General features: G+C 25.4%; 27 protein-coding genes and 1 riboswitch. Of the genes, 13 read left to right on the forward strand and 14 right to left on the reverse strand.

Annotated features, from left to right (window positions below; genetic code table 11):
• Window positions 1-258: 258 nt before the first annotated feature.
• From IC214_RS11885 to IC214_RS11895, 3 genes are read right to left on the reverse strand one after another with little or no spacing between them, the layout of a single operon-like run.
• A complete protein-coding gene (locus tag IC214_RS11885; RefSeq protein WP_227432637.1) occupies window positions 259-831 on the reverse strand; it encodes a manganese catalase family protein in 573 nt (190 codons plus the stop codon).
• Window positions 832-859: 28 nt separating this feature from the next.
• The gene (locus IC214_RS11890; RefSeq protein WP_021385274.1) at window positions 860-1,126 is read right to left on the reverse strand and encodes a spore coat protein CotJB; all 267 of its coding nucleotides are present in this window, start codon (window positions 1,124-1,126) and stop codon (window positions 860-862) included.
• On the reverse strand, window positions 1,126-1,335 hold the full coding sequence (locus IC214_RS11895; protein WP_227432638.1) for a spore coat associated protein CotJA: 210 nt from the start codon (window positions 1,333-1,335) through the stop codon (window positions 1,126-1,128). The genes IC214_RS11890 and IC214_RS11895 overlap by 1 nt, the downstream gene beginning before the upstream one ends.
• Window positions 1,336-1,602: 267 nt before the next feature.
• Between IC214_RS11895 and IC214_RS11900 the strand changes: the two genes are divergently transcribed.
• From IC214_RS11900 to IC214_RS11925, 6 genes are all read left to right on the forward strand, one after another.
• Window positions 1,603-2,463: a tRNA 2-thiocytidine biosynthesis TtcA family protein gene (locus IC214_RS11900; protein WP_227432639.1), complete on the forward strand. Its 861-nt coding sequence runs from the start codon at window positions 1,603-1,605 to the stop codon at window positions 2,461-2,463.
• A gap of 37 nt (window positions 2,464-2,500) precedes the next feature.
• Window positions 2,501-3,538, forward strand: coding sequence for a 3'-5' exonuclease (locus tag IC214_RS11905; protein WP_227851521.1), 1,038 nt, complete (start codon window positions 2,501-2,503; stop codon window positions 3,536-3,538).
• 357 nt (window positions 3,539-3,895) lie between these two features.
• A complete protein-coding gene (locus tag IC214_RS11910; protein ID WP_227824161.1) occupies window positions 3,896-4,402 on the forward strand; it encodes a flavin reductase in 507 nt (168 codons plus the stop codon).
• 332 nt (window positions 4,403-4,734) lie between these two features.
• The gene (locus tag IC214_RS11915) at window positions 4,735-5,406 is read left to right on the forward strand and encodes an MORN repeat-containing protein (RefSeq protein ID WP_227835345.1); all 672 of its coding nucleotides are present in this window, start codon (window positions 4,735-4,737) and stop codon (window positions 5,404-5,406) included.
• 158 nt (window positions 5,407-5,564) lie between these two features.
• Window positions 5,565-6,071: a PolC-type DNA polymerase III gene (locus tag IC214_RS11920; RefSeq protein ID WP_227432643.1), complete on the forward strand. Its 507-nt coding sequence runs from the start codon at window positions 5,565-5,567 to the stop codon at window positions 6,069-6,071.
• Between the two features lie 127 nt (window positions 6,072-6,198).
• Window positions 6,199-7,209 carry a biosynthetic peptidoglycan transglycosylase gene (locus IC214_RS11925; protein WP_227862678.1) on the forward strand — a complete coding sequence of 337 codons (1,011 nt, stop codon included), beginning with the start codon at window positions 6,199-6,201 and terminating at the stop codon, window positions 7,207-7,209.
• 104 nt (window positions 7,210-7,313) lie between these two features.
• Here IC214_RS11925 and IC214_RS11930 read toward each other — a convergent pair whose 3' ends face one another.
• Window positions 7,314-8,090: a site-specific integrase gene (locus IC214_RS11930; protein ID WP_227862679.1), complete on the reverse strand. Its 777-nt coding sequence runs from the start codon at window positions 8,088-8,090 to the stop codon at window positions 7,314-7,316.
• A 222-nt stretch (window positions 8,091-8,312) separates the two neighbouring features.
• Between IC214_RS11930 and IC214_RS11935 the strand changes: the two genes are divergently transcribed.
• Together IC214_RS11935 and IC214_RS11940 are read left to right on the forward strand one after the other, a co-directional pair.
• Window positions 8,313-9,686: a cell wall-binding repeat-containing protein gene (locus tag IC214_RS11935; protein WP_227851523.1), complete on the forward strand. Its 1,374-nt coding sequence runs from the start codon at window positions 8,313-8,315 to the stop codon at window positions 9,684-9,686.
• Window positions 9,687-10,461: 775 nt separating this feature from the next.
• A complete protein-coding gene (locus IC214_RS11940) occupies window positions 10,462-10,857 on the forward strand; it encodes a hypothetical protein (protein WP_227851524.1) in 396 nt (131 codons plus the stop codon).
• 112 nt (window positions 10,858-10,969) lie between these two features.
• Here IC214_RS11940 and IC214_RS11945 read toward each other — a convergent pair whose 3' ends face one another.
• From IC214_RS11945 to IC214_RS11980, 8 genes are all read right to left on the reverse strand, one after another.
• Entirely contained in the window at window positions 10,970-11,203 is a 234-nt protein-coding gene (locus tag IC214_RS11945) for an IS3 family transposase (protein ID WP_255613168.1), read from the reverse strand.
• 36 nt (window positions 11,204-11,239) lie between these two features.
• Complete coding sequence (locus IC214_RS11950) at window positions 11,240-11,425, reverse strand: hypothetical protein (protein WP_227860521.1); 186 nt, start codon at window positions 11,423-11,425, stop codon at window positions 11,240-11,242.
• Window positions 11,426-11,579: 154 nt separating this feature from the next.
• A complete protein-coding gene (locus IC214_RS21185) occupies window positions 11,580-11,690 on the reverse strand; it encodes an IS3 family transposase (protein ID WP_227835493.1) in 111 nt (36 codons plus the stop codon).
• A 142-nt stretch (window positions 11,691-11,832) separates the two neighbouring features.
• Window positions 11,833-12,159, reverse strand: a complete 327-nt coding sequence (locus IC214_RS11960) for a helix-turn-helix domain-containing protein (RefSeq protein ID WP_227862680.1) — start codon at window positions 12,157-12,159, stop codon at window positions 11,833-11,835.
• A gap of 100 nt (window positions 12,160-12,259) precedes the next feature.
• Window positions 12,260-12,394 carry a cyclic lactone autoinducer peptide gene (locus IC214_RS11965; protein WP_227835347.1) on the reverse strand — a complete coding sequence of 45 codons (135 nt, stop codon included), beginning with the start codon at window positions 12,392-12,394 and terminating at the stop codon, window positions 12,260-12,262.
• 12 nt (window positions 12,395-12,406) lie between these two features.
• A complete protein-coding gene (locus IC214_RS11970) occupies window positions 12,407-12,994 on the reverse strand; it encodes an accessory gene regulator ArgB-like protein (protein ID WP_227835348.1) in 588 nt (195 codons plus the stop codon).
• A 42-nt stretch (window positions 12,995-13,036) separates the two neighbouring features.
• A complete protein-coding gene (locus tag IC214_RS11975; RefSeq protein ID WP_227824153.1) occupies window positions 13,037-14,359 on the reverse strand; it encodes a sensor histidine kinase in 1,323 nt (440 codons plus the stop codon).
• Between the two features lie 550 nt (window positions 14,360-14,909).
• A complete protein-coding gene (locus IC214_RS11980) occupies window positions 14,910-15,086 on the reverse strand; it encodes a hypothetical protein (RefSeq protein ID WP_227824151.1) in 177 nt (58 codons plus the stop codon).
• A gap of 48 nt (window positions 15,087-15,134) precedes the next feature.
• Window positions 15,135-15,231: riboswitch (cyclic di-GMP riboswitch) on the reverse strand.
• A gap of 716 nt (window positions 15,232-15,947) precedes the next feature.
• Here IC214_RS11980 and IC214_RS11985 point away from each other — a divergent pair.
• The 3 genes from IC214_RS11985 to IC214_RS11995 all read left to right on the forward strand — a co-directional run bounded on the left by IC214_RS11985 (window position 15,948) and on the right by IC214_RS11995 (window position 17,992).
• Window positions 15,948-16,322, forward strand: a complete 375-nt coding sequence (locus IC214_RS11985; RefSeq protein ID WP_255612849.1) for a BlaI/MecI/CopY family transcriptional regulator — start codon at window positions 15,948-15,950, stop codon at window positions 16,320-16,322.
• The gene (locus IC214_RS11990; protein WP_227862681.1) at window positions 16,315-17,334 is read left to right on the forward strand and encodes a M56 family metallopeptidase; all 1,020 of its coding nucleotides are present in this window, start codon (window positions 16,315-16,317) and stop codon (window positions 17,332-17,334) included. The genes IC214_RS11985 and IC214_RS11990 overlap by 8 nt, the downstream gene beginning before the upstream one ends.
• Before the next feature lie 64 nt (window positions 17,335-17,398).
• Complete coding sequence (locus tag IC214_RS11995) at window positions 17,399-17,992, forward strand: peptidoglycan-binding domain-containing protein (RefSeq protein WP_227860519.1); 594 nt, start codon at window positions 17,399-17,401, stop codon at window positions 17,990-17,992.
• A 208-nt stretch (window positions 17,993-18,200) separates the two neighbouring features.
• Here the strand turns inward: IC214_RS11995 and IC214_RS12000 are convergent, their stop codons facing one another.
• Complete coding sequence (locus tag IC214_RS12000) at window positions 18,201-19,217, reverse strand: alpha-hydroxy-acid oxidizing protein (protein ID WP_227866689.1); 1,017 nt, start codon at window positions 19,215-19,217, stop codon at window positions 18,201-18,203.
• Window positions 19,218-19,549: 332 nt separating this feature from the next.
• Entirely contained in the window at window positions 19,550-19,732 is a 183-nt protein-coding gene (locus tag IC214_RS12005; RefSeq protein ID WP_021385205.1) for a hypothetical protein, read from the reverse strand.
• A gap of 325 nt (window positions 19,733-20,057) precedes the next feature.
• On the opposite strand from IC214_RS12005, the gene IC214_RS12010 reads away from it, so the two are divergent.
• Complete coding sequence (locus IC214_RS12010) at window positions 20,058-20,477, forward strand: DUF3785 domain-containing protein (RefSeq protein WP_227835353.1); 420 nt, start codon at window positions 20,058-20,060, stop codon at window positions 20,475-20,477.
• A gap of 130 nt (window positions 20,478-20,607) precedes the next feature.
• Window positions 20,608-22,449, forward strand: coding sequence for a GGDEF domain-containing protein (locus tag IC214_RS12015; RefSeq protein WP_227860517.1), 1,842 nt, complete (start codon window positions 20,608-20,610; stop codon window positions 22,447-22,449).
• The last annotated feature ends 58 nt before the right edge of the window (window positions 22,450-22,507 follow it).

Here is a 22,507-nt window from a genome sequence, read left to right on the forward strand (position 1 = left end):
AAACTTAATGATAAAACTTTATAAATAGATATTTCTTTATTGCTTATAAAATAAAAGCAGGTATGGTGTCAATAGTATTGTAGATTACTATCTATTATTACTGTTGATTCAGTACCTGCTTTTTGTTGTTTATTTATTCTATCTGCGTATAGAAAATGGACAGTTCTTTATAGTTTTTTATATTTTTAAGCTAATTTAAGCGAAAAAGTAAGTTAGTAAATTAGTAAATAATTGTAGTTTTATATATAAAGAAGAATTTTAGAATATTTTTTGACATTCCTCTAATTCATAAGCATCCATTAAAGCTTCACCAAATCTTTGATAGTGAATTATTTCTCTTTGACCTAAGAATTTTAGTACGTTTATAACATCAACATCATCTGTTAAGTTTATAAGTTGATAATATGTTGCAAGTGCTTTTTGTTCAGCAGCCATATCTTCATGTAAATCAGTTACAGGATTTGACATAACTGCGATAGGTCTTACATCAAATGGAACCCCATTTGAATCTGTTGGATAAATTCCATATCCATTTTGTGCATAGTTTGAGCCAAGACCAGCAGCTTTTAATTCTTCTGGGCTTACATCAGAAGTTAACTGATAAACCATAGTACATATAAGCTCAACGTGAGCTAGTTCTTCTGTACCAATATCTGTTAAAAGTGCACGCATATTACCAGTAGGCATTGTATATCTTTGACTTAAATATCTTAAAGATGCAGCAAGCTCTCCATTTGGTCCGCCAAATTGAGTTATAAGAAACTTAGCCATTCTTGGGTCACAAGTTTTTATATTAACTGGGTGTTGTAAAGTTTTTTGATATATCCACATGAATTTTCAATCCTCCAATACTTGATGTCTAATAATTAAATTCTCTGTCCCAAGGCCAAGGTTGCTCAGCCCATTGCCAAGGGCATCTACTTGGAGCATACCCAAAGTTAGTTAAAGGACCATATTTATTTTCGTAAGCGTATCTAGCCTGTGCAAATTGGTTACATAATGAATTGTAAGTGTTGATAGCATTTTTATCATCAGGATGAGTGTCTAAATATAAGTTCATATCAACACATGCAAAAGATGTTTCCTGAATTTTTCTCATAAGTTCAGCTCTAGATGAATCTTTCATTATCTTCTACCTCCTCTTAATTTTTTTGGCTTAGCATATAATTCTTTGTTGTACATTTCAGATTCTAATAAATTTAGTTCTGGAAATATAGTTCCAAATTTTAATGCATCAGAAAGGCAGTACATTTCTGTGAAAATTTGATTATTAATATATGGTCTAGCCAAAGATGAACCACAATTTTTTTTAATATCTCTAGTTTTATTTTCCAAGATGAAAACCTCCTTGTTGTAAATAGATAGGTAAGTCTATCTAGTGTATAATATTCATACATTTAAAAATCGTTACTCATAATAAAATATTAAATGAGAAAAATAAAAAAGATAATAAAAGAAAGGCTTTATTTATGTTATTATAAGTTTATGTGTTATTGTAAACTATAAAGTATTTATTAAAATTAAAGTAAAACTATAGTATTTTATAGAAGTAGGTAGACTTTTTTGTAAAATATTATTAACATAAATATACGAGGTGATTAAATGAGTGAGCTATCAGGAAAAGGCTGTGAAATTATAGTTCCTTTTGAGGAAAGACTTTCACTAAGGGATATAGAAAAAAGTATTATAAAAAAATATAGAAAACATTTATGGTCTAAGTTTATAAAGGCAATAAGAGATTATAAACTAGTTGAAGAAGGGGATAAAATAGCTGTAGCAATATCTGGAGGAAAAGATAGTATTCTTATGGCTAAAATGTTTCAAGAATTAAAGAGACATGGACAAGTTAATTTTGATGTTGAATTTATTGCTATGGACCCTGGATATCATGCAAATATAAGGCAATTACTTATAGATAATTGTGAGTATTTAAATATTCCAATACATTTATTTGATTCAAGAATATTTGAAATAGCTGATGAAATTGCAAAAGATTATCCATGTTATATGTGTGCAAGAATGAGAAGAGGAGCATTATATTCAAAGGCAGAAGAATTAGGGTGTAATAAACTTGCATTAGGTCATCATTATGATGATGTAATAGAAACAACTATGCTTAATTTGTTGTGTGCAGGAAATTTTAAAACTATGCTTCCTAAGCTTAATTCTACTAATTTTGAAGGAATAAAAATTATAAGACCACTTTACTATATAAGAGAAGAACACATTATAAGATTTATCCAAAATAGTGGTATATGGCCTTTAAATTGTGCGTGCATGGTTGCTGCTAAAAAAACTGGAAATAAAAGATATGAAATAAAAGATTTAATAAAAAGTTTAGAGCCAAATTTTAAAAATGTAGAAAAATCCATATTTAAAGCAGCAGAAAACGTAAATCTTGATTCGGTACTAGGGTGGCAAAAAGATGGGGAGAAACATTCTTTCTTAGAAAATTATGAATAAAAGTAATTAAAAGAATCACTATAAACAATTGGAAAGGGTGTTTATATTGAAGAGAGTATATATAGATTTTGAGATGAATATGCCAAATTCTAAATCAAAGAGAGATATATTAAATTCAGATATAATTGCAATTGGAGCAGTTATGTATGATGAAAAGACAAAAAATATTGATAAGTTTAAATCTTTAATAAAGCCAGTAAGTAATGCCCAGTTGTATCCTCATATACAAGAGTTGACTCATATATCTTCAGAAGAATTAAAGTATGCACCAAGCTATGAAGAGGTCATGAGAAAGTTTAAAAAGTGGTTAGGCATATTTTCTGAGGTTGAAGGAATATATACTTTTGGTAATTTAGATTTAACATGTTTCAATAACACTGATATGAGAAGTTCTAAAAAAAACAATCATCCAAGGTTCGTAAACAACATTAGAGAGTTATTTGTGGATATAAAAGAGAAATATATAGAGTGTGGTATAAAATGTATGAACTATATATCACTAAAAAATTTACTTGAATTTGCTAACTTAGAGTTTAGTGGAGATGCACATGACCCATTAAATGATGCATATAATTTATTTATTTTGGATGAGGCAATTACAAATAATGTAGATATACAAAATCTTTTAATAATGCTAGATATAATAAGACCTCCATTTAATAACATAAATCCAGATTTAAATGATTGTTTTGATAAATTTAAAGAATCACTTTATAAAAAAGAAGGAAATTATGATATTGTAGATTTTTCTATTGAGATAATAAAAACTGTGAGAATGTACTTATTGACAATTATAAATATAAACATACAAAACATAGAAGTTATAAAAGATATAGATAAAAAATTGGATACTATAGATAAATTAAAGAATATAGAAGATGGATATTTTTATTTATTAGAAGATGTGTATTTTGATATAAAAGATTTATTAGAAGATTTAATGCTTTATAGAGTACATGAAGATGAATACAAAAACGAAATAGAAAATATAATAAAGATGTTTGATGAAGATTTAGATAGTGAGAAAATATATATTGATAAGAATAATAACTTAAATGTTATTAATAAAGTATAAAAAGTTACAATTAATAGAACAAAATTTGGTGATTATGATAGTTTTTGAACAAAACTAGATTTAAATGGAACTAAACTACTATAAAAATATATAAAATAGTAATAAGTGTAGAAAGTATATATGCTTTCTACATTTTTAATATTATAGTATTCTAAATTTAATAAATGTATTATATATTTTATTGACATTTTATGATTAAAAAATATAAAAACTACTTCTTGCGAAAGTAATTGATTTGTTGTATTATAATTTACATGAATATGGAAAATAATCTTGAAAGCTGTATTATAAAAGTGCATATATTTAAATTTTTAACAAATGACTTATTTATTAAAAGATGAAGGGTAGGATGATGTTATGGGATTTAAAGAAGTAAAAATTGAAGAACTACAGTTTAATCCATTCACTAAAATTGGTAAAGAGTGGTTACTTATAACAGCAGGAAACTCAGATAAATTTAACACAATGACTGCAAGCTGGGGTGGTGTTGGAGTGTATTGGAGTAAAAATGTTGTAACAACTTACATAAGACCACAGAGATATACAAAAGAGTTTGTAGATAATAATGACACATTTACAATTGCATTTTTTGATGAAAAATACAGAGAAGCTTTAAATATTTGTGGTACTATTTCTGGTAGAGATACAAATAAAGTAGAAAAAGCAGGACTTACACCATATTTTATAGATGATACAGTAGCCTTTGAAGAAGCTAATATGATTATGGTTTGTAAAAAATTATATCATGATACAATGCCACCAGAAAACTTTGATGCTAAAGAAAATGATGAAAAGTGGTATCCAAAGAAAGATTATCATACTATGTATATATCAGAAGTTGTAAAAGTTCTTATAAAAGAATAGATAAAATAAATTAAAAAATCTATTTAATAGTAAATAGGTATTTTCTTTTAATTACTATTAAATAGATATTTTTTTATTAAAAGATGAACTCTGTTTTCTGGGGTTCATCTTTTTTATTTCTTTGTATAAAAATATTTATATGAAGTATTCAAGGATATTTCATACGTATCTATTAATTATCTGTGTTTATTGTACTTAGTTTATTTTAAGAGAGATTCTTTTAAAATGAGATTTACTTAATATATAGTCCTAAAAGTATAAATGCCAACTAATAAAAATATATATTATATTAGGTATTTTAAATAAATTTTTATAGTAAAAGGGTGATTTTTATGGAAAATATAACTAGTTATTTTAGAACAATAGTATGTGTGTTTATATGTTTATCATCTGCATTTATATTTATTCAATTAGCTAGAGTTTTTATTAATAAGAAAAAAACTAGTATAAAAAATAAGTCAAAAAAAGGTTTTCGTTATGATAGAGATTTAATTGAGACAAGGAGAGAAAAAACATATACACAAGATAGAAATAGCGATAAAAATAAGAATATTGATAAGAAATTAAAGGGAGAAAAAGTATTCAAATATGATAATGGAGACTTATATAAAGGTGAGTTTATTGATGGGAAGAAAAATGGATTTGGAACATATATTTTTTCAAGTAAGGAAAGGTATGAAGGGTTATGGAAAGATGATAAGATGCATGGAATAGGTAAATATACTTATAAAGATGGTTCAATATATACAGGGGAATTTAAAGATGGTTTTAAAAATGGTCTAGGAAAATTAACTTATCCAAATAATGATATATATAAAGGTTATTTCTTAGATAATAAGAAAAATGGCAAAGGTGTATTATATAAAAGTGATGGAAATAAGCAGGCAGGAATATGGGAAAATGATGAACAATGTAAAAGTTTAGATTTTAAAGAATTAAGCAATAAAAAATTAAATAATAATGTTTATCAAAATAGATTAAATGATAATAAGATAAAAATTTAATTATTATAGTAAAATAATCTTTATTTATAATGGAATATCTGCTGTATATTTAGTAAAATTTGTAAAAATTTCATATATCATATAAAATTAAGTATTGATTAGTATATTGCATAAATATAGAATATAAATATATCCATTTGATAATAAGGAGAAGAGATATGAGAGAATATGTAGTTGTAGATTTAGAAACTACAGGATTAGATCCATATAAAGGTTGTGAAATAATAGAGATAGGTGTAACAGAAATAAAAAATGACGAAATTGTAAAAAACTATTCAAGGTTAATAAAACCTAAGGGTATAATTTCTTCATTTATAACAGAATTGACACACATAAGTAATGAAATGGTAGAAAAAGAGGAGTCTTTAGAGTTGGTTTTACCTAGATTTAGAAAATACATAGGTGATAGAACTATAATTGCACATAATGCAAAATTTGATTTAAAGTTTTTAAATTACTATCTTAGAAAGTTGGATTTAGAGCCAATAAATAATTATATATGTACACTAGAATTATTAAAAAAATGTAAAAGTTATAAAGGAAAAAATAAGAAGCTTGAAACAGCTTGTGCTTATTACAATATAGAGAATATAAATGCTCATAGAGCTGATAGTGACACTTTAGCAACTGCAAAGCTATTTTTAAAAATAAAAGATGAATATTAATCGCAAATATAGAGAAAATTAGTGAAAATATCCTTTATAAAATTGACCCTTAAACTTACAATTTTGTTCTTTGATTTATTTTGTGGAACAATGTATAATGTACCTTATATAAAGAAGGGAGACTAAAATGGGTTATTACAATGATGATGATAATAATAAAATAAGACGTAAAAAAGTTAGTAATAATAAAGATAGTAATAAAAAATCTAAACATTCTTATACTTCAACAAGTAAAAAAAATAAAAATTCTCAGACAGCCTCTAGTAAAAGAATGAGTGAAAAGGTAGATTCACAAAATATTATAAAAAGAGATAGTTTTACAAGAGATAATGTAAGACCTTTAAATACAGATTATAGTCAGAGAGATAGACGAAGAGTTGAGTACAAGCAAAGAGATAGAAAATTAAAAAGCAAAAAAAGAAGAAAGCAAAAGAGAATTAAAATAGCTAGAGCATTATTATCTGTTATGTTAGTGGCACTTATTATATTTTCAGTGGCAGGTGCAATTTTTACAGTTTCAGCTATAAAAGGTTCACCTGAAGTCACTAAAAAATTAATTAAGTCTAAATATATAAGTAGTGAGGTTGTCAGTATAAAACAAATGCCAAAGGACTTAAAACAGGCTATAGTTTCAATAGAAGATGAGAGATTTTATAGGCATAAAGGAGTAGATGTTATTTCCTTAGCTAGGTCAGTACTTAATAATGTGTTTACAGACACAACACAAGGTGGAAGTACTATAGACATGCAAGTTTCAAAAAATCTGCTTACAAGTGATGATAAAACTATGAAGAGAAAAATAAGGGATATGTATAATGCAAAGCAGATGAATAAGATTATGAGTAAAGATGAAATCCTTGAAGCGTATCTAAATAATATGTACCTAGGAAAAAATGCATATGGAGCTGCAAAAGGAGCTGAAGTGTATTTTGGTAAAAAAGTTGGAGAGTTAAACCTAGCTGAGTGTGCTATGCTTGCGGGTATGACCAATAATCCTGCGAGGTATATTGACCATGGAGAGGCTAAGAAGAGACAGTTGACTGTGTTGTATAAAATGCATGAACTTGGTTATATAACTGATAAAGAATACAGAATAGCAAAAGCTGATGACACTCCATTTAAGTCAGAAATTGATTAAAAATATAAAGAATGTAGCGTTTTCAAGGTCTTGAATAACTAAAAATGTAACAAAATAGGTGATTTGCCACCCATTTGCCACCATAATTACAATCTGGTGGCAAATTACTTTATAATTCCTTCAAAAATATTCACTGTTTCAGTCTTCATTTTATCAGTTACATGAGAATAAGTGTCCATAGTAGTGGCAATTTTATTATGACCTAGTCTTTTTTGTATATCTTTTATATTTGCTCCTGCTTCAAGAAGCATAGTGGCATGGGTATGTCTTAAGCTATGAAAATTAAAATCTATTCCTAATTCTCTATTTATAGTTCGTGACATGTTTTTTAAGTTATGTAATGTTATTTGAGAACCATTTTTTTTGGTACAAACCCAATCTGAATCAAAGTACCTAGGAATTTTGACATAAAGCATAGGATTTTCCTTTATAAATCTGTATGGATGGACAGCCATCTTAAAAGAATTATTTAAAACACCCTTGATTACTCTTATAGTGCCACTAGAATAATTTTCTTTAGATTTATCGTTCAAAAATTTTTGAATAATCATGGGTGTTATAAGTTTTAATCGGTACTTTCCTAAATTTGGTTTTATATGATTTTCTATTGCACGTTTATAATTATTTTGAGTCTGAAATTTACAATTAAGCATTACATATTCTTTGTACCAAAAATCTAAAAAATCGGATACGCTAATATTATTCTCGTCAAAAACATTTCCACAATCTTCATATTCATTTAAAGCTATTCTAAGAGCTGGCTGAGCCTCTTTTTTAGTATCTCCACCTACACGCTCTATTTTCTTTCTTTTTCCTTCTACAATGGCTAATTTAAAGTAACAGTACCATTTCTTACCACGTTTTCTTACGCCACCTTTCATAAAGTTTTTCCTCTCAAAATTAAATAATATGGTTAAAGTAAAATACTTCAATTATATTATAATAATTATATATATTATAAAGAATAAGATTATAAGAAAATAATTTATTCTAATGTTATTTAATGTCGTTAATTGAGTAGAAATAGTTTGTACTTTCGACAACATATAATATATGTTTGTTATACAATTTGATTGAGAGACATGAAAAAAGGGGGAGATATTTTGAAATCAAAGAAATTATTATCATTAGGGTTAGCTATGTCAATGTTTGTTGCTGGTTGTCCTGTATCTGCAAATGCACTTGATAAAATTGATAAAATTCAAGGAGCAGATAAATATGAAACTGCTGGGATTATTGCAGATAAACAAAGTTATACTACTGCAATACTTGTAAATGCAGATAGTACTATGGCTGATGGTCTAAGTGCAAGTGGACTTGCAGGAGCTACAAATGCGCCAATTCTTTTAACTAAAAAGAATAACATACCAAATGCAACTCTTAAGAGAGTAGAGAAAGCTAACAAGGTGTATATAATTGGTGGAGAAAGTTCTATTGATAAGGCAACAGAAACCTTTCTAAAAGATAAAGGAATAGAGACTAAAAGACTTCAAGGAAGCAATAGGATTAAGACAAGTTACAATGTAGCAAAAGAAATAAATTCTATTGATAAAGTAAGTGAGGTAATATTAACTAATGCTTTCAAAGGTGAACCAGATGCTATGAGTATTGCTTCTGTGGCTGTTAGAGATAAAGCACCCATAGTATTGACTGATGGGAAAAGTGTACCATTTAATACTACTGGAATAGAAAGTTATGCGATAGGTGGTACTTCATCAATGAGTGATAACTTAGTAAATGATACTAATTCAACTAGATTGGGTGGAGTAGATAGATATGATACTAATAAGAAGATAGTAAATAAGTTCTATAATGGGACAAAAGAATTTTACATAGCAAGTGGAACCGATTTAGTGTATGCGCTTGTTGGTTCTACAATAGCTCAAAATACTCCAATAGCGTTAGTTGATATTGGAAGTAATAAAGATATGCTTAAAAACGCTACAAAAGTAACAGGGATAGGAAATCTAAGTGATAAAATTATGTTAGAGTGTGAAAATACAATTAATAACATTAGCCTTCCAGCCTCAAATAAGAATATAATATGTGGATTAAAGATTGATTTTGATTCGAATCATATAATTTGGAAAGATAAAGGAAGCTATCTTGAATGTTACGATGAAAACCTTGAATATTATACTGAAGAATATAAAGACCCAACTGTTCCTATAAATGTAGAAAATACAAGTACACAAAATTTAGATATAACAAAATTAAAGGTTTATGGAGAAGCTAATTCAACATTATATATGGAGCAATATGCTAAAATAAAAATGGATTTTAATAGTTTTAGTGTATTAAAACCAGGAGAAAAATGTACTATTTATTTAGATATAATTTCATTAGACCCATCAAGAAGTATGTCATTGACATTTTCTTATGTAGGTGATAAAGAAAACTATAAATATGAACAAGGATTGGCAAGTAGAATATTATTTTATAACCAAGATGGAGAAGATTATTTTGAATATAAATAACTATTTGGTATACAAATTAATAGATGTTGAGGATGTCAATATTATTTGTGCCATCATAGAAGAGGACTTTTTATAATGGCGTAGATGGAATAAATTAACTTGTTACAATTTAATTCAAGAATTCAAACAAAAAGATTGTTCGCACAAGTTCTTTTTGTTTGAATATATTTAATCTAATTTATTATGTAATTCTTGTATTTAATAGAACTTCTTTTATGGTACAATAAATATATAGAGATTTTGCAGTGTTCGTTTTTTTTGATGGTTTGTCCGCAGTCGTTGAATTTACTGTACTGTATAGGTTTTTTGTGAAGTGTCAAAAAACACTATTACTCGCTCACTGCAATTTTAAAAGGATTATGTGACTTAAAGTTTTGAAAGTGCTCAATCTATTTTGGGGTTTTATATTAACTATGTGGTATGTAAATTTGTATTTATTGTTATAAAAATACGACAATCATCCTGCGTTTTATATTAACTAAGTAGATAGCATAGTAGTTTAAACTACTATGTTTCCTACAATTAAAATTTAAAAATAAATTATTAATAATGTTAAAAAATTTGTTTTCTATGAGTAATTTAATCAGCGAACTAAAATTCTGATTATAGAAACTATGATATAATAAATATATAAATGTGCAGTGACTGATATTTTGAAAATAAATACTGTAAGGATTGTAAATACTAAGTTATAAGTAATATTTTTTGAATTTATTTTGAGCTTTTACATTAACTAAGTGAAATGTAAATAAGATAATAATAGCAGTGGTTTTCAATGCTGATAAATTATCTTGATAGAGGTTATTTTAAACAAATATATATTATAAGTATTCTTGTAATAATATTTTCAATAATATGTGCATTCAAAGTAACTTTTCTATTCTTATTTCTTGCAGGTTTTTATATTGAACAAACATATAAGTTTTTAATAAAGTATAAAAATAAACTTTATATTTCAATTACAGATGATGATATTTTGATTGATGATAAATATATTTTTAGAGGTAAAAATACTAAAAATCATATCAAATTTAAAGATATAGTAAGTGTAAATAAACAAGATAATATTATCGAAATTTTTACGAATGAAAACTCTTATTGTGTATATTTGAAAGCTTTAAGCATTGAGAGCGAAAAATATCTAATAAATATATTAAAGTCATTTTGTTGATTTAATGTATTCTAAAAAAATAATATTAATATGCTTCATATTAACTAAGTGGATAGAAGAGTAGTTGAACTGAACCCTACTTAGTAGACAGTTTTTAATAAGATAGTTATTTTTAAGCAGCACGCTTATATTCTATAGGTGTGTTGCTATTTAATTTAGATTGTAATCTATCATAGTTATACCAACGTATATAGCTATGAACAGCAGTTTCTAGATCATCTCTTGAAGTATACGAATTTAAGTAGATCTCTTCACTTTTAAGATGACCAAAGAAATTTTCCATATAGGCATTATCATAACAATTTCCTCTTCTAGACATACTTTGAGTAATATTATTTATTTTCAAGATATTTTTATAATCCCAGCAAGTGTAGTGAAACCCTTAATCACTATGAATTAATAGTGACTTCTTATCTGAATCAGAAAGGTTATTTATAGCCTTAGTAACTGTATCTAGTATAAATTTAACATCTAAAGTAGAACTCATTTCATATGAAATGAGTTCATTATTGTATAAATCTTTTATAGCAGATAAATAAATTCTCTGAAGAGATTTTCCATAGTACAAATATGTTATATTTGTGACCCATTTTGTATTAGGTTTATCACACTTAAATTCTCTATTTAATATATTAGGCTCTACTTTATCAAATATTATATTTTTTGGCTAAAGTATTTAAATCTTTTTCTACGAATTAAAGATTTTATATCTAAAGACTTCATCAATCTAATAATTTTTTATGATTTACTTTTATTTTATAATTCTTAAAAAGCGTAGCTTTAATACGCCTATATCCATATACTTTTTTAGATTTATTATATATGTCAATAATCTTTTTTTTAAATCATAATCCCTATTGGGAGATTTTTGCTTCAACATCCATTTATAATATCCACTTCTAGAGACGTCTATAATTGAACATAAAAAACTTACCGTATAATTACTTCTCATGCTATGTATAATACGATATTTATCTACTGTGTGTATAACAATCTTTCTAAATTTAACAACTTTTTTAAATATTCATTTTCTGCTTTAAGTTTAAGTATTTCATCATCTTTTGAAAGCTCTTTAGTTCTACGTCTTCCTTTTGAAGATCCTTTACAAGATCCTCGCTGTTCTTCAAGAGTGTCTATTCCAAGTTCTCTATATTTCTTACACCATTTAATTATCATTTGCTCATGAATTTTAAATTCTTCAGCTAATCTTCTATATGACACGCCATCTTCTATGTGTCTTTTAATTGCTAATAATTTATATTCAACACTATATGTTTTTCTTACATTACATTTTTTAATCAAAAAAATCACCCCATTTAGTAGAATTTTACAGTATCTTGTTTACTGTGTCTACTAAATAGGGTGCTGTTCAAGATAGCTGCTACCTTCTTTTTAGTGATTTTTAGAATTTTTTTAGTTTTTCTGGTGTTTTTGGTTGATATACATGCCACAGAGAAGTTGTGTTTGCAGATAAAAATGCTACAAACATAGCTAATACACCACATACTTTCATAAAATGATATAGAATTTTTTTCATGTTAACATCTCCTTATATTATTTTTTTATTTATAATGATTTGAATAATTAGCAATAAATTTATCCAAAATAAAGCTAAAAAAGTGTATACAACATAATTGTAAATAGATAAGTATCTGCATCCTAGAAGAATAGTCAAGAATAAAGTTATAGATATAATTCTTGACATTAACTTATTTTTTTTATATTTTATTTCATTCAGTGGATTGTTAGCATGGCATACTGGAGCAAAAATAAAAATGCCTATAAAGTTAAAACTAGACAATATCACTAAAAATAATGGAATAGGATTAGAATTGTTTAAAATTATTCCCAAAACCATAGAGATAAAAAAAATACTATTGAAAATTAGGATACAGTTTTTATTGCTATTTGCATGATAGCCACCTGAAAATTGTCTTATTATGCAAAAAGATATTAAGAATACTATAGAATAAATCAATTTACCTAATACCAAACCTATCATTAATGAAGCTAAAGTATTTATTATAGAAGATAGTAAAATCTCTAACCCATATGAACAGATTTCTAAATCGTCTTTTTCTATTACTTGATTTAAAACAAACAAAAAAGCTATTTTATCAGCACAAGATTTTATCATTTAACTTTCTCCTTAAATAATTTTATTAATGAATTATGGATATCAACTATTCTCATATGCAATATTTGAATCTTTTTGTGATTTTCCAATTGGTATCATCATATTTAAATAAAATAAATTTTCAGAGAAATTTATAGAAATTGCACCACCATATTTTTCTAAAGAATTTTTTATACTTTTTATTCCTAATCCATGAAATTCTTTATCTTCTTTTGTAGTTAAAAAAGTATTCTTTTTCAATAAAATATCATTTGATTTTGTATTAGTAATTTTTATTACAAAGAATCTATTTACTATCATTCCCTGCAATTTGATTTTTTTATCACCATTTTTAATCTTTTCACAAGCTTCGATTGCGTTATCTAATGCATTTGCAAATATAGAACATATATCTTCTTCTTTAATAAAATTACAATCACTAAAGTTTATATTAATTCTAAAATCAATTCCTTTTTCTATACAAAGTTCTTTTTTTTCTGATAATATAATGTTTAAAGTAATATTTCCTGTATCAAATACGGTACTATATTCATCAAGCTTTTTTTCTATGTTATTTATGTAATTACTAGTATCAATATTCTTTTTATTCATTTCCTTAATACAAATAAGATGATTTTTCATATCATGGTTTAGTTCTTTTGTTTTAATGTAATATTTTTTTATATTACTATAATATTTATTTTCAGCATTTATTTTTTCCTGTAGTTTAGTTAATTCAATATATTTTTTATTACTTTTTAATATTTTAACTAGGCTAGAAATCAATGCTATATTAGAAAATGTTAATAATAGTACCATAATTAAGATATCTAATCTGGTAGTAGAAGAAATATCTAGAAGTTTTAAGATATATTTATAAAATATAAAAAATGATATCATATTTGCTACTATTGGTATGCACATATAAATTTCTCTTTTAGTCACTTGCAAATCGTTAGATATGAATTTATAAATGTACAATAGAGCAATAAGAACTATATTTCCTAAAACTATAGTTTCATATCTATAAAAATTATCATTTAATAAAATATTCATAGAACTCAAATTATTTATTGAAACTATCACTATCATACTTAATGCATTTATGCACACCAATATTGCCCAGTAAGAAAACAAAACTATTAAACATTTGGATATATTAACCTCATAATTTAATTTATAAAAAATAAACATTACAAAAATGCATATTAATATTCTATTATCAGCACCAACATTAGTATAGAAAGTAGAAATAATAATAAAGGTTGAAATTAAAAAATATAAATTTATTAAACTAGTTTTTACTTTACTTGTGTAATCAAACACTTTTTTGCACACCCAAATTTCTATAACAGAAGAAATAATTGTTATAAACATATCTAACATAATAAAACTCTCCATAACTTAAGTAATTTTGAATAAATTTAATTTAACAATACGAAAATGATTTGAAATTTTATAATAATTATATCATAAAATAAATTATCATTGGATAAAGTCGCTAAATATTATATATATTTGTGATTATTAATCTAAATGAGTAAAACTATAATACATATTGTAATAATAAAACGAACAAAAATTATCATACTAAAACATAAGACAAGTTATAATTGTATTAGATATATACATTAACATACACTAAAAGTGCTATTTTTATAGGAGTGCTTTTAGTGTATATTTTTTTACTTTGTCGAATGATTTTTGTCGTATGAATATATTCTGAATAAGACTTTATGATAAAATAAGTTTAGAGAAGTGTTTTTATATTAAAAATTATTGTAGTTTCTTTTTTTGTTTTTGATGTTATTTTACATCTTCATTATATCGAATTTTATAAAAAATAAATATATTTGAATTAAATTTGTATCATTTATTGTAAGACTATTTAAAAGTAGATAAAACTAAAAAGGATTTTCTAGAAAATAAAATCTATCTAATTGTACTTATTTATTAAGAACATCACTTGGTATAAATATGATTCTACTACATTTTCTCCGTATTCTAGCATAAAATCATCTAACTGTGTATCTATAAAATTACAATAATCATGTGAACTACTAATATAAGCAGCTAATACATGTGTACACGTATCTATTTTCTCCATAAACATTTTACATCCCCCTAAAAAACTTTCATAAAAACAAAAAGAAAATATCTTTTTGGCAACTGGCTGACATAACTCATAAGATACTTTATAAGTCTTAGTCCCTATAGCTTTGCGTCACTAAATTTCTCTAGTTTTGCCGATTTAGTTTTATTCTACACCTATATAATACTAGAATATAATCCATTATTCAATGTTATTATGAGAAAATAAAAAATATTTTAAATTGTGAAATAAATTTTGCTCAAAAAAATAAAATGAATGGATAAATTATATGGAAATACTTCTATATGGTTGTGTGTTAAAAAGTGCCTATTATTAATTTAGGCTAGAAAAAGCTTTAGGAAATGATAGGATATGAAAAAAGAAGAATTTTAAAAAGCTTATATGGTAAAAAATGGATGAAAAGGTTTGCTTTAATTCTCTTGCATATAAGACTCTATTGAGATAGAATTTATTTATGCATAAATTGACTTACACTATAGTGTGGTAATAAAACAAAGAAAGTATTTTAGCTTTGAAACAAAAGCTTTTTAAAAAATATACATAAAAATTTAATATCAAAAGTGATTTAAAGATTAGTCTAGTTTATTTCCCCAAAAAGTATTATAATGTTCTTTATGTGTAAAAAAGAATATTCATAATTAGATACTACTCAAGATAAAAAATATTAATATATTGTCGTTATTAATAATATAATAAAAAATTTAATGAATTATATTATTAAATCTAACTTATAATATTTTAAAAAAGATTAGAAAATTAACATAAAATGTAAAAATTCACAATTTTTTCATAAAGTATTTGACTAAAAAATTCTCTTGTTGTAGAATTATGTTAGAAAGAGTTTTGGGGGAGGTGTAAATCATGATAAAAAAAATACCACAAGCAGAACTGAAAGTAATGAAATTTATTTGGAGAGTAGATGCTACAGTGACATCAAAAGATGTTATTGAAGCAATGGAGCAAGAATATGGATGGAAACAAACTACAACACTGACACTTTTATCAAGACTAGTAAAAAAAGAATTCTTATATGCTCAAAAAATAGATAGATATACACATTACACAATAGTGGTTAAGCAACAGGAATACTTAAACTTTGAGACAAAGGATTTCCTAAGTAATATACATAATGATTCTTTGGTAAGTTTAATTTCAGCTTTACATGAGGATGAAGCTATAGATAAAAATAAGCTGGATTTTCTAGAAAATTACTTTGATAATTTAAAGGATGAATAGTTATATGATACAAGTTTTTGAAAATCTTATACAGACAACTATTGTATGTAGTCTTGGTATTTGTCTATTATTATTTTTGAAAAGATATTTATTTAAGAATTTTAGTAAAAAGTTCAATTATTATATTTGGTTAGTAATAGTCTTTAGAATGTTGCTTTTTTTGTTTAACTATACAATAATACATGATTCAAAGACATATAGAGGAAATTCATTTCATAATAATATTTCTAATATTTATAATCCAATAAATGACAATATTATGCTGTATTTAGCTTGTTTATGGATATTTGTAACTATAGTTATTGTAGTTTACACTTTTATAAAGTATACAAAATTTAAAAATTTTGTTGTTGATGTGTCTTATGATATAGAAGATGATGATGTTAACTGCATGTATAAAGATTTATTGAAAGAGTTAAATATAAAAAAGAAAGTTGAATTAAGAGGCTCTGATGAACTGATAAGTCCAGCAGGTATGGGATTGTTTAAATCGTACATATTCTTACCAGATTATCCTTATAGTAAGGATGAGTTAAATTGGATTTTAAGACATGAATTGATGCACTTTAAAAACAAAGATATTTTAATAAAGTTTTTAGTACTGTCTGTGAAAATAATATATTGGTTTAATCCACTTGTTTATATAATGAGTAATAGAGTAAATATCGATTGTGAATTATGTTGTGATGAAAGTGTTTTGTCTGATTCTTCTTTAAAAGAGAAGAAAGAATATGCATTAGCACTTATAAAGTCAATCAAGCTAAGTAAAAATTATCAGAATGGGATTTTAACTACAGAATTTAATAAGACGAATCTTGAGAGAAGGTTAGATAGTATAATTGATAGAAAAACTAAAAAAGGTATTTTTTTAATAGTGATCTTATGTTTGCTTTCTGCTTCTACCTTTTTAAAATTTGAGTCAATTGATTTTATTAATTCAAATGTGTTTTCAAATTTGCCAGATAAAGCAAGTAGAGGATTTACAAGAGGAATAGGATATGATTATGAGTAATAAAAATCTTTAAAATAAGATTTTTATAAATATTTAATAAAAATATATCAATTAAGGAGGTTTTATGTTAAAAAGATTAAAAAAAACTTTAGTTATTACAAGTATATTAGTACTTGCTTTTAGCAGTATTTCGTTTGCTAGCCCTGTTGATGAAAATAATGTAAATTATGAAGAGTTAGGTGAACCTGTAGCGAGTGCTACAATTAGAGGTTATGATTTTACATATGAAAATGCACCTCAAAAAGTAAAAGAAGAATATGAAGAAACATGTAGAGAATTAAATATTACTCCTAAGGCTGATGATGACATATTTATTCCTGAGCAACTTGCGAGTACTTATCTTATTACAAGAAGTACGTATGGATATGTTTATGGAGAGTATGTGCTTGATTACTATGTGTCTAGTTTTAGAGTAACTGGAAAAAAATCATATACTGTTTCAACTGAAAAAACAGTTGGTTATGGACACACAACAAGTGGTAATCCAGTACATCTAACACAACTTTTAGTAGGTATTAGAAATCACCCTGTAAAAACAGATAGTGCATTTGGAAATGATACATATAATGCTGTTAAAACTTGTCAAAGAGAATTTGGAATATCTGCTGATGGCATAGTTGGAAAATCAACTTGGAGTGCATTTGGAGTACGTCTATAGTAAATATTAAATTTTATTAAAATTTCCTAATTAATATAGAATTAAATTATATTAATTAGGAAGTTTCTTATTAAATGAAAAATAAACTCTATAGAAGTATATGAATACATAAGATAAATATAAAAAATTTTACTATATTTTCTAGCATTGTAGATACTAACAAAATTATTACCACTAATAGCTAGTTGGAATTTTATTTATTGAAATATCACTTCCATATAACCATACCATCAATATCCTTAACCTCTTGACAACCAGTCAAAATCATAGTCTCACATAACTCATTCCTAACCTTATCTATAAAAAACTCAACACCATCAAGACCTCCACCAAAAGAAGCAGTAACAAAAGGTCTTCCCATCAAAACAGCATCAGCACCCAAACCTAACATCTTAACCACATCAACACCAGTTCTAACACCACCATCAGCAAGTATAGTTATCTTTCCTTTTACAGCCTTAGCTATATCTGGAAGCACCTCACAAGTACCAGGAGTATAATCAAGAACTCGTCCACCATGATTTGAAACAACAATAGCACTAGCTCCAGATTCTACAGCCATCAAAGCATCCTCCACAGTCATAATCCCTTTTATTATAAAAGGCAATCTAGTCGCTTCAACCAATTCTCTAATCTCTTCAACTGTCTTAGGTGAAAAAGGATTTTCTTGAAGCTGATTATTAATTAATCCACAAGCATCAAGGTCTACACCAACCGCAAAAGCACCAGCCTCTTCAGATAATCTAATTTTTTCTATTATTTTTGAATTTTTCCAAGGCTTTATAAATACAATTCCATCTCCATCATTATCTTTTAAAACGTCTAAATTATCCAATAAAAAAGTATCTACATTGGTATCGCCAACCATGGCATAGATTCCAGAGTTAGAGCAACCTCTAACAACAGGTTCTATGTATTCTTTTTCAGAAATCTTACCACCCATATTTAACATAGTACCTGACACAGGGGCAGCAAATATAGGAGCACTCATTTTTTTACCAAATAACTCGATAGTAGTATCTGGATTTGAAACATTATGTATTACTCTCATATTTATTTTTACTCTTTCCAAGCTTCTTCTATTTTCTATAAAAGAAGAGCCACTTCCTTTTCCTCCCATGCCAGGAACATTTCCAGCACAAGCTAATCCATTACAAATCTTACAGACTTTACACTTTCCATTAAAGTTATCTCTAGCAGATTCTAATAATTCATTATAGTTCATATCAAATTCTCCTTTTCATTATATTAAAATTGAGTATTACTATATTGAAAATATCTTAATTGTAAATGAAGAGATGATATTGTGATTAGTTAAACTGAGTAATACATATTAGATATTTTTATTATTGTAGGTAAGTAAATTATAGCATATTAGATAAATAAACTTAAATTGTTTTTGTTGATATAGTATATATATAGGATATTTATTAAAATTCAAAAAGGCCATATATAGATTTTTTTAATCTATATATAGCCTTTAAATTTATGTCAATTTCTTTTTTATCAATGAATAAATAATATAGAATACAATATACAAAAAAGTTGCTCGAAATGTTAGGCTAATCCCCATTTACAAAGCAACATCATTATGCTATGTAAATTTGAATCAACAATGTTTTCACCATACCTCACCATAAAGTCATCTAATTGTGTGTCTATAAATGAATAATATCCACTTATGCTATCAATATATGCAGTCATTAAGTGTATACATTCATCACTTTTATCTTTATACATCTGTATCTCCCCCTATACAATATATAAAATTTGATACTAAATCGTATCTTATAAAATAGTTAAGTGTGTTACATCTATATTCAATCTCTGTATTCATATACTTATATTAATAGGTAAAGTGAATTTTGACAATAGGTTTTGAAAAACTGGATGTTCAAAACGTAAAGTTGGGTTTTAAGATAATTAAGTAAATTATATGTATACAATATATGTATATAACTTACTTAATAAGAAATATTATAAAATTATATAACAATTACTTTTATTAAGAATGTTTAAGTGGTAGAATAACTTGGGAGATTAATAATTATTAGGAGGATATAATATGAGTTTGTACAAGTTTATATATGAAGACAAGGAATATTTATTAAAAGAAGATAATTGCAGTGCTTTAATAAATGATGAGGAAAGTCCAATTCAAGGAATAAGCATTCCAAAAATAATTGAGATACTTAATGAATCAGAAGATGTTGATTTTGATATAGAATACTATCAAGAAGCATGCCCATTATGCTTGGAGGGTGTAAAAGAAAAGAAAAAATTCTTTCCGTTTTTAGAATATCATTTTTATATTTTTAGTAAGGATGGAAAATATGTAATAAGTAATATATCTAGTGATTATAAAGGGATGTCTTTTAATAAATTATCAAGAGCAAATAAAGTTGATAATAGTTACATTGTAAGTGTGATAATTTGCGAAAATTGTCAAGATTATATAATTCAAATAGAAAATTGTATAGTTTAGTGTAATTTATGTCTTAATTTAGGAGAAATTTCTAAATTAAGACACCGACTTTTTTTAAAAATAGTATGGAAAATTACTAAATTTGTGAGATAATGAAAGTCGGAGGTGGGTTACAATATATAATAAATATTTGGAAGATATAGATAGTATAATTTTAGATTCAATGTTTAAGCTGACCTTGAATGAAAAACTATTAAATAATGATAACTTTTTTGAAAAAAGAATTGATGAAATTAACAATTCAATTAATTCCTACAAAACTGAACAAAGTAGTTTAATGTTATTAAAATTAAATTTTTTGCTAGCTTTACTGTATGGTATTCAAGGATTTAGTGAAAAAATGAAAAAGTATATTTTGATTTCCTGTAAATATATTGAACAATACTTACCTAAAGATTATGTGTTTTTAGCACGATTTTATTCACAAATAGCCATTTTAAGTTTAAAGAATGAAGATGTAAATAGAGCAGATCTATATATAGATAAATTTAATCTTATTTGTAAGGGGAGCAATTTTTTAGTGGAAGAAATTATCTTTGAATCTCAATTGATTTATATTAAAGCAAGTAAATGTATTGATTCTTCTATAATAATTAAGGAAATAGAAGACTTATATATAAAAGTAAAAGAAACTAATGATTTTAATTGTAAAAAAATATATTTTTTTATAATTGGTAAGATATATTTTTTGTTTTTAGATGATGCATTAATTGCTAAAATGAATTTCTTAAAAGCAAGAAAATATGCAGAGTTATCAAAAGATATAGAAGTATGCTCACTATGCGATATAAAGCTAGGGGAATGTGAATGTTCCTTTGAAAATTATGAAGGAGCAAGAGGATACTTTAATGAAGTAATAAAGAATAAGAAATATACAAACGTAAATATAATTCAAAAGTATAGAGCATCAAATAACATAACTAAATTATTAATAAAAACTAAAGACTATTCAGGTGCTATAAATAATTTAGCAAAATCTGAAGTATATTTGGAAAAATTTAAGAATCAAGATTTAAAAGAAGTAGAAAAATTAGACTTATGTATAAATCTAGCTATGTACTATGCAGAAAGTAATGAAAAATCATTTGAGAAATCAACTTGTTATTTAAATCGGGCTAAAAGTTTATTAAATAACATAAATAATGTAGAAGAGTATATAATATATGATTTAGAAGTGATTTATCATCAGATTAATATATATTATATATTTGAAGATTATGAAAAGTCCTTGATTACAAGTAAAAAACTTCTTGAAAAGGCTAAAGAAGCTAAAAATTATAATTATGTGAAAGAAGCATATAAAACTATACACATGTGTTTTGAGAAGATACAAGATTATGAAATGAGTATGAGATACTTTAAAATGTACTATGAGTTAAAACAGATGTATATGAAAGCTAGGAATAGAAATTATATAGACTCCTTAAATTATAGACATGAACATATCGAAAAAGAAATAAATAATATGAAAAAAATAAAACTCGATTTAGATAAGAAAAAATACATCGACCCTTTGACAAATGCTTATAATAGAGCATATTTAAATAATTTCTTAGAAAAACAAGAGATTAGTGAGTACAGTTCTGCATTTATGATAGATGTAGATTATTTTAAGGAATACAATGACACTCATGGTCATTATAATGGAGATATTGCTCTTAAAAATATAACTATGATAATAAAAAAATATTTAAAAGAGGACATGTCTGTTATAAGGTATGGAGGAGAGGAATTTTTAATATTGTCTATATGCAAAGATTATAGAAAAAGCAAAGTATTTGGAAAAAAGTTATGTAAGGTTGTAAAAAAATTCTTAAATGATGATTTGACGATTAGTATTGGTATTGATACTTGTAAAAATAGTAGTATAGATATAAGTGAAATAATTGAAAATGCGGATAAAGCCTTATACAAAGCAAAACAAACTGGAAGAAATAGATGTTTGCATTATTATGATTTTAAGAATTTTTAACTCTTGAAATAGGATTGGTGATTTACTTGAAAGGGAGTTTAATAGAAGATTTAAAGAG

It is taken from the genome of Clostridioides sp. ES-S-0190-01 (assembly GCF_020658275.1).
Taxonomy (GTDB): Bacteria; Bacillota; Clostridia; order Peptostreptococcales; family Peptostreptococcaceae; genus Clostridioides.

Excerpts from the sequence above, each read along its gene's own strand:
- IC214_RS11970 (WP_227835348.1), bottom strand. The coding sequence starts at position 12,994 with ATGATAAAATCTTGTGCTGATAAAATAGCTTTTTTGTTTGTTTTAAAT.
- IC214_RS11985 (WP_255612849.1), top strand. The coding sequence starts at position 15,948 with ATGATAAAAAAAATACCACAAGCAGAACTGAAAGTAATGAAATTTATT.
- IC214_RS11925 (WP_227862678.1), top strand. The coding sequence starts at position 6,199 with ATGGGTTATTACAATGATGATGATAATAATAAAATAAGACGTAAAAAA.
- IC214_RS11920 (WP_227432643.1), top strand. The coding sequence starts at position 5,565 with ATGAGAGAATATGTAGTTGTAGATTTAGAAACTACAGGATTAGATCCA.
- IC214_RS12010 (WP_227835353.1), top strand. The coding sequence starts at position 20,058 with ATGAGTTTGTACAAGTTTATATATGAAGACAAGGAATATTTATTAAAA.
- IC214_RS12005 (WP_021385205.1), bottom strand. The coding sequence starts at position 19,732 with ATGTATAAAGATAAAAGTGATGAATGTATACACTTAATGACTGCATAT.
- IC214_RS11965 (WP_227835347.1), bottom strand. The coding sequence starts at position 12,394 with ATGAAAAAAATTCTATATCATTTTATGAAAGTATGTGGTGTATTAGCT.
- IC214_RS11990 (WP_227862681.1), top strand. The coding sequence starts at position 16,315 with ATGAATAGTTATATGATACAAGTTTTTGAAAATCTTATACAGACAACT.
- IC214_RS11915 (WP_227835345.1), top strand. The coding sequence starts at position 4,735 with ATGGAAAATATAACTAGTTATTTTAGAACAATAGTATGTGTGTTTATA.
- IC214_RS11940 (WP_227851524.1), top strand. The coding sequence starts at position 10,462 with ATGCTGATAAATTATCTTGATAGAGGTTATTTTAAACAAATATATATT.
- IC214_RS11995 (WP_227860519.1), top strand. The coding sequence starts at position 17,399 with ATGTTAAAAAGATTAAAAAAAACTTTAGTTATTACAAGTATATTAGTA.
- IC214_RS11980 (WP_227824151.1), bottom strand. The coding sequence starts at position 15,086 with ATGTTTATGGAGAAAATAGATACGTGTACACATGTATTAGCTGCTTAT.
- IC214_RS11885 (WP_227432637.1), bottom strand. The coding sequence starts at position 831 with ATGTGGATATATCAAAAAACTTTACAACACCCAGTTAATATAAAAACT.
- IC214_RS12000 (WP_227866689.1), bottom strand. The coding sequence starts at position 19,217 with ATGAACTATAATGAATTATTAGAATCTGCTAGAGATAACTTTAATGGA.
- IC214_RS11910 (WP_227824161.1), top strand. The coding sequence starts at position 3,896 with ATGGGATTTAAAGAAGTAAAAATTGAAGAACTACAGTTTAATCCATTC.
- IC214_RS11900 (WP_227432639.1), top strand. The coding sequence starts at position 1,603 with ATGAGTGAGCTATCAGGAAAAGGCTGTGAAATTATAGTTCCTTTTGAG.
- IC214_RS11975 (WP_227824153.1), bottom strand. The coding sequence starts at position 14,359 with ATGTTAGATATGTTTATAACAATTATTTCTTCTGTTATAGAAATTTGG.
- IC214_RS11890 (WP_021385274.1), bottom strand. The coding sequence starts at position 1,126 with ATGAAAGATTCATCTAGAGCTGAACTTATGAGAAAAATTCAGGAAACA.
- IC214_RS11930 (WP_227862679.1), bottom strand. The coding sequence starts at position 8,090 with ATGAAAGGTGGCGTAAGAAAACGTGGTAAGAAATGGTACTGTTACTTT.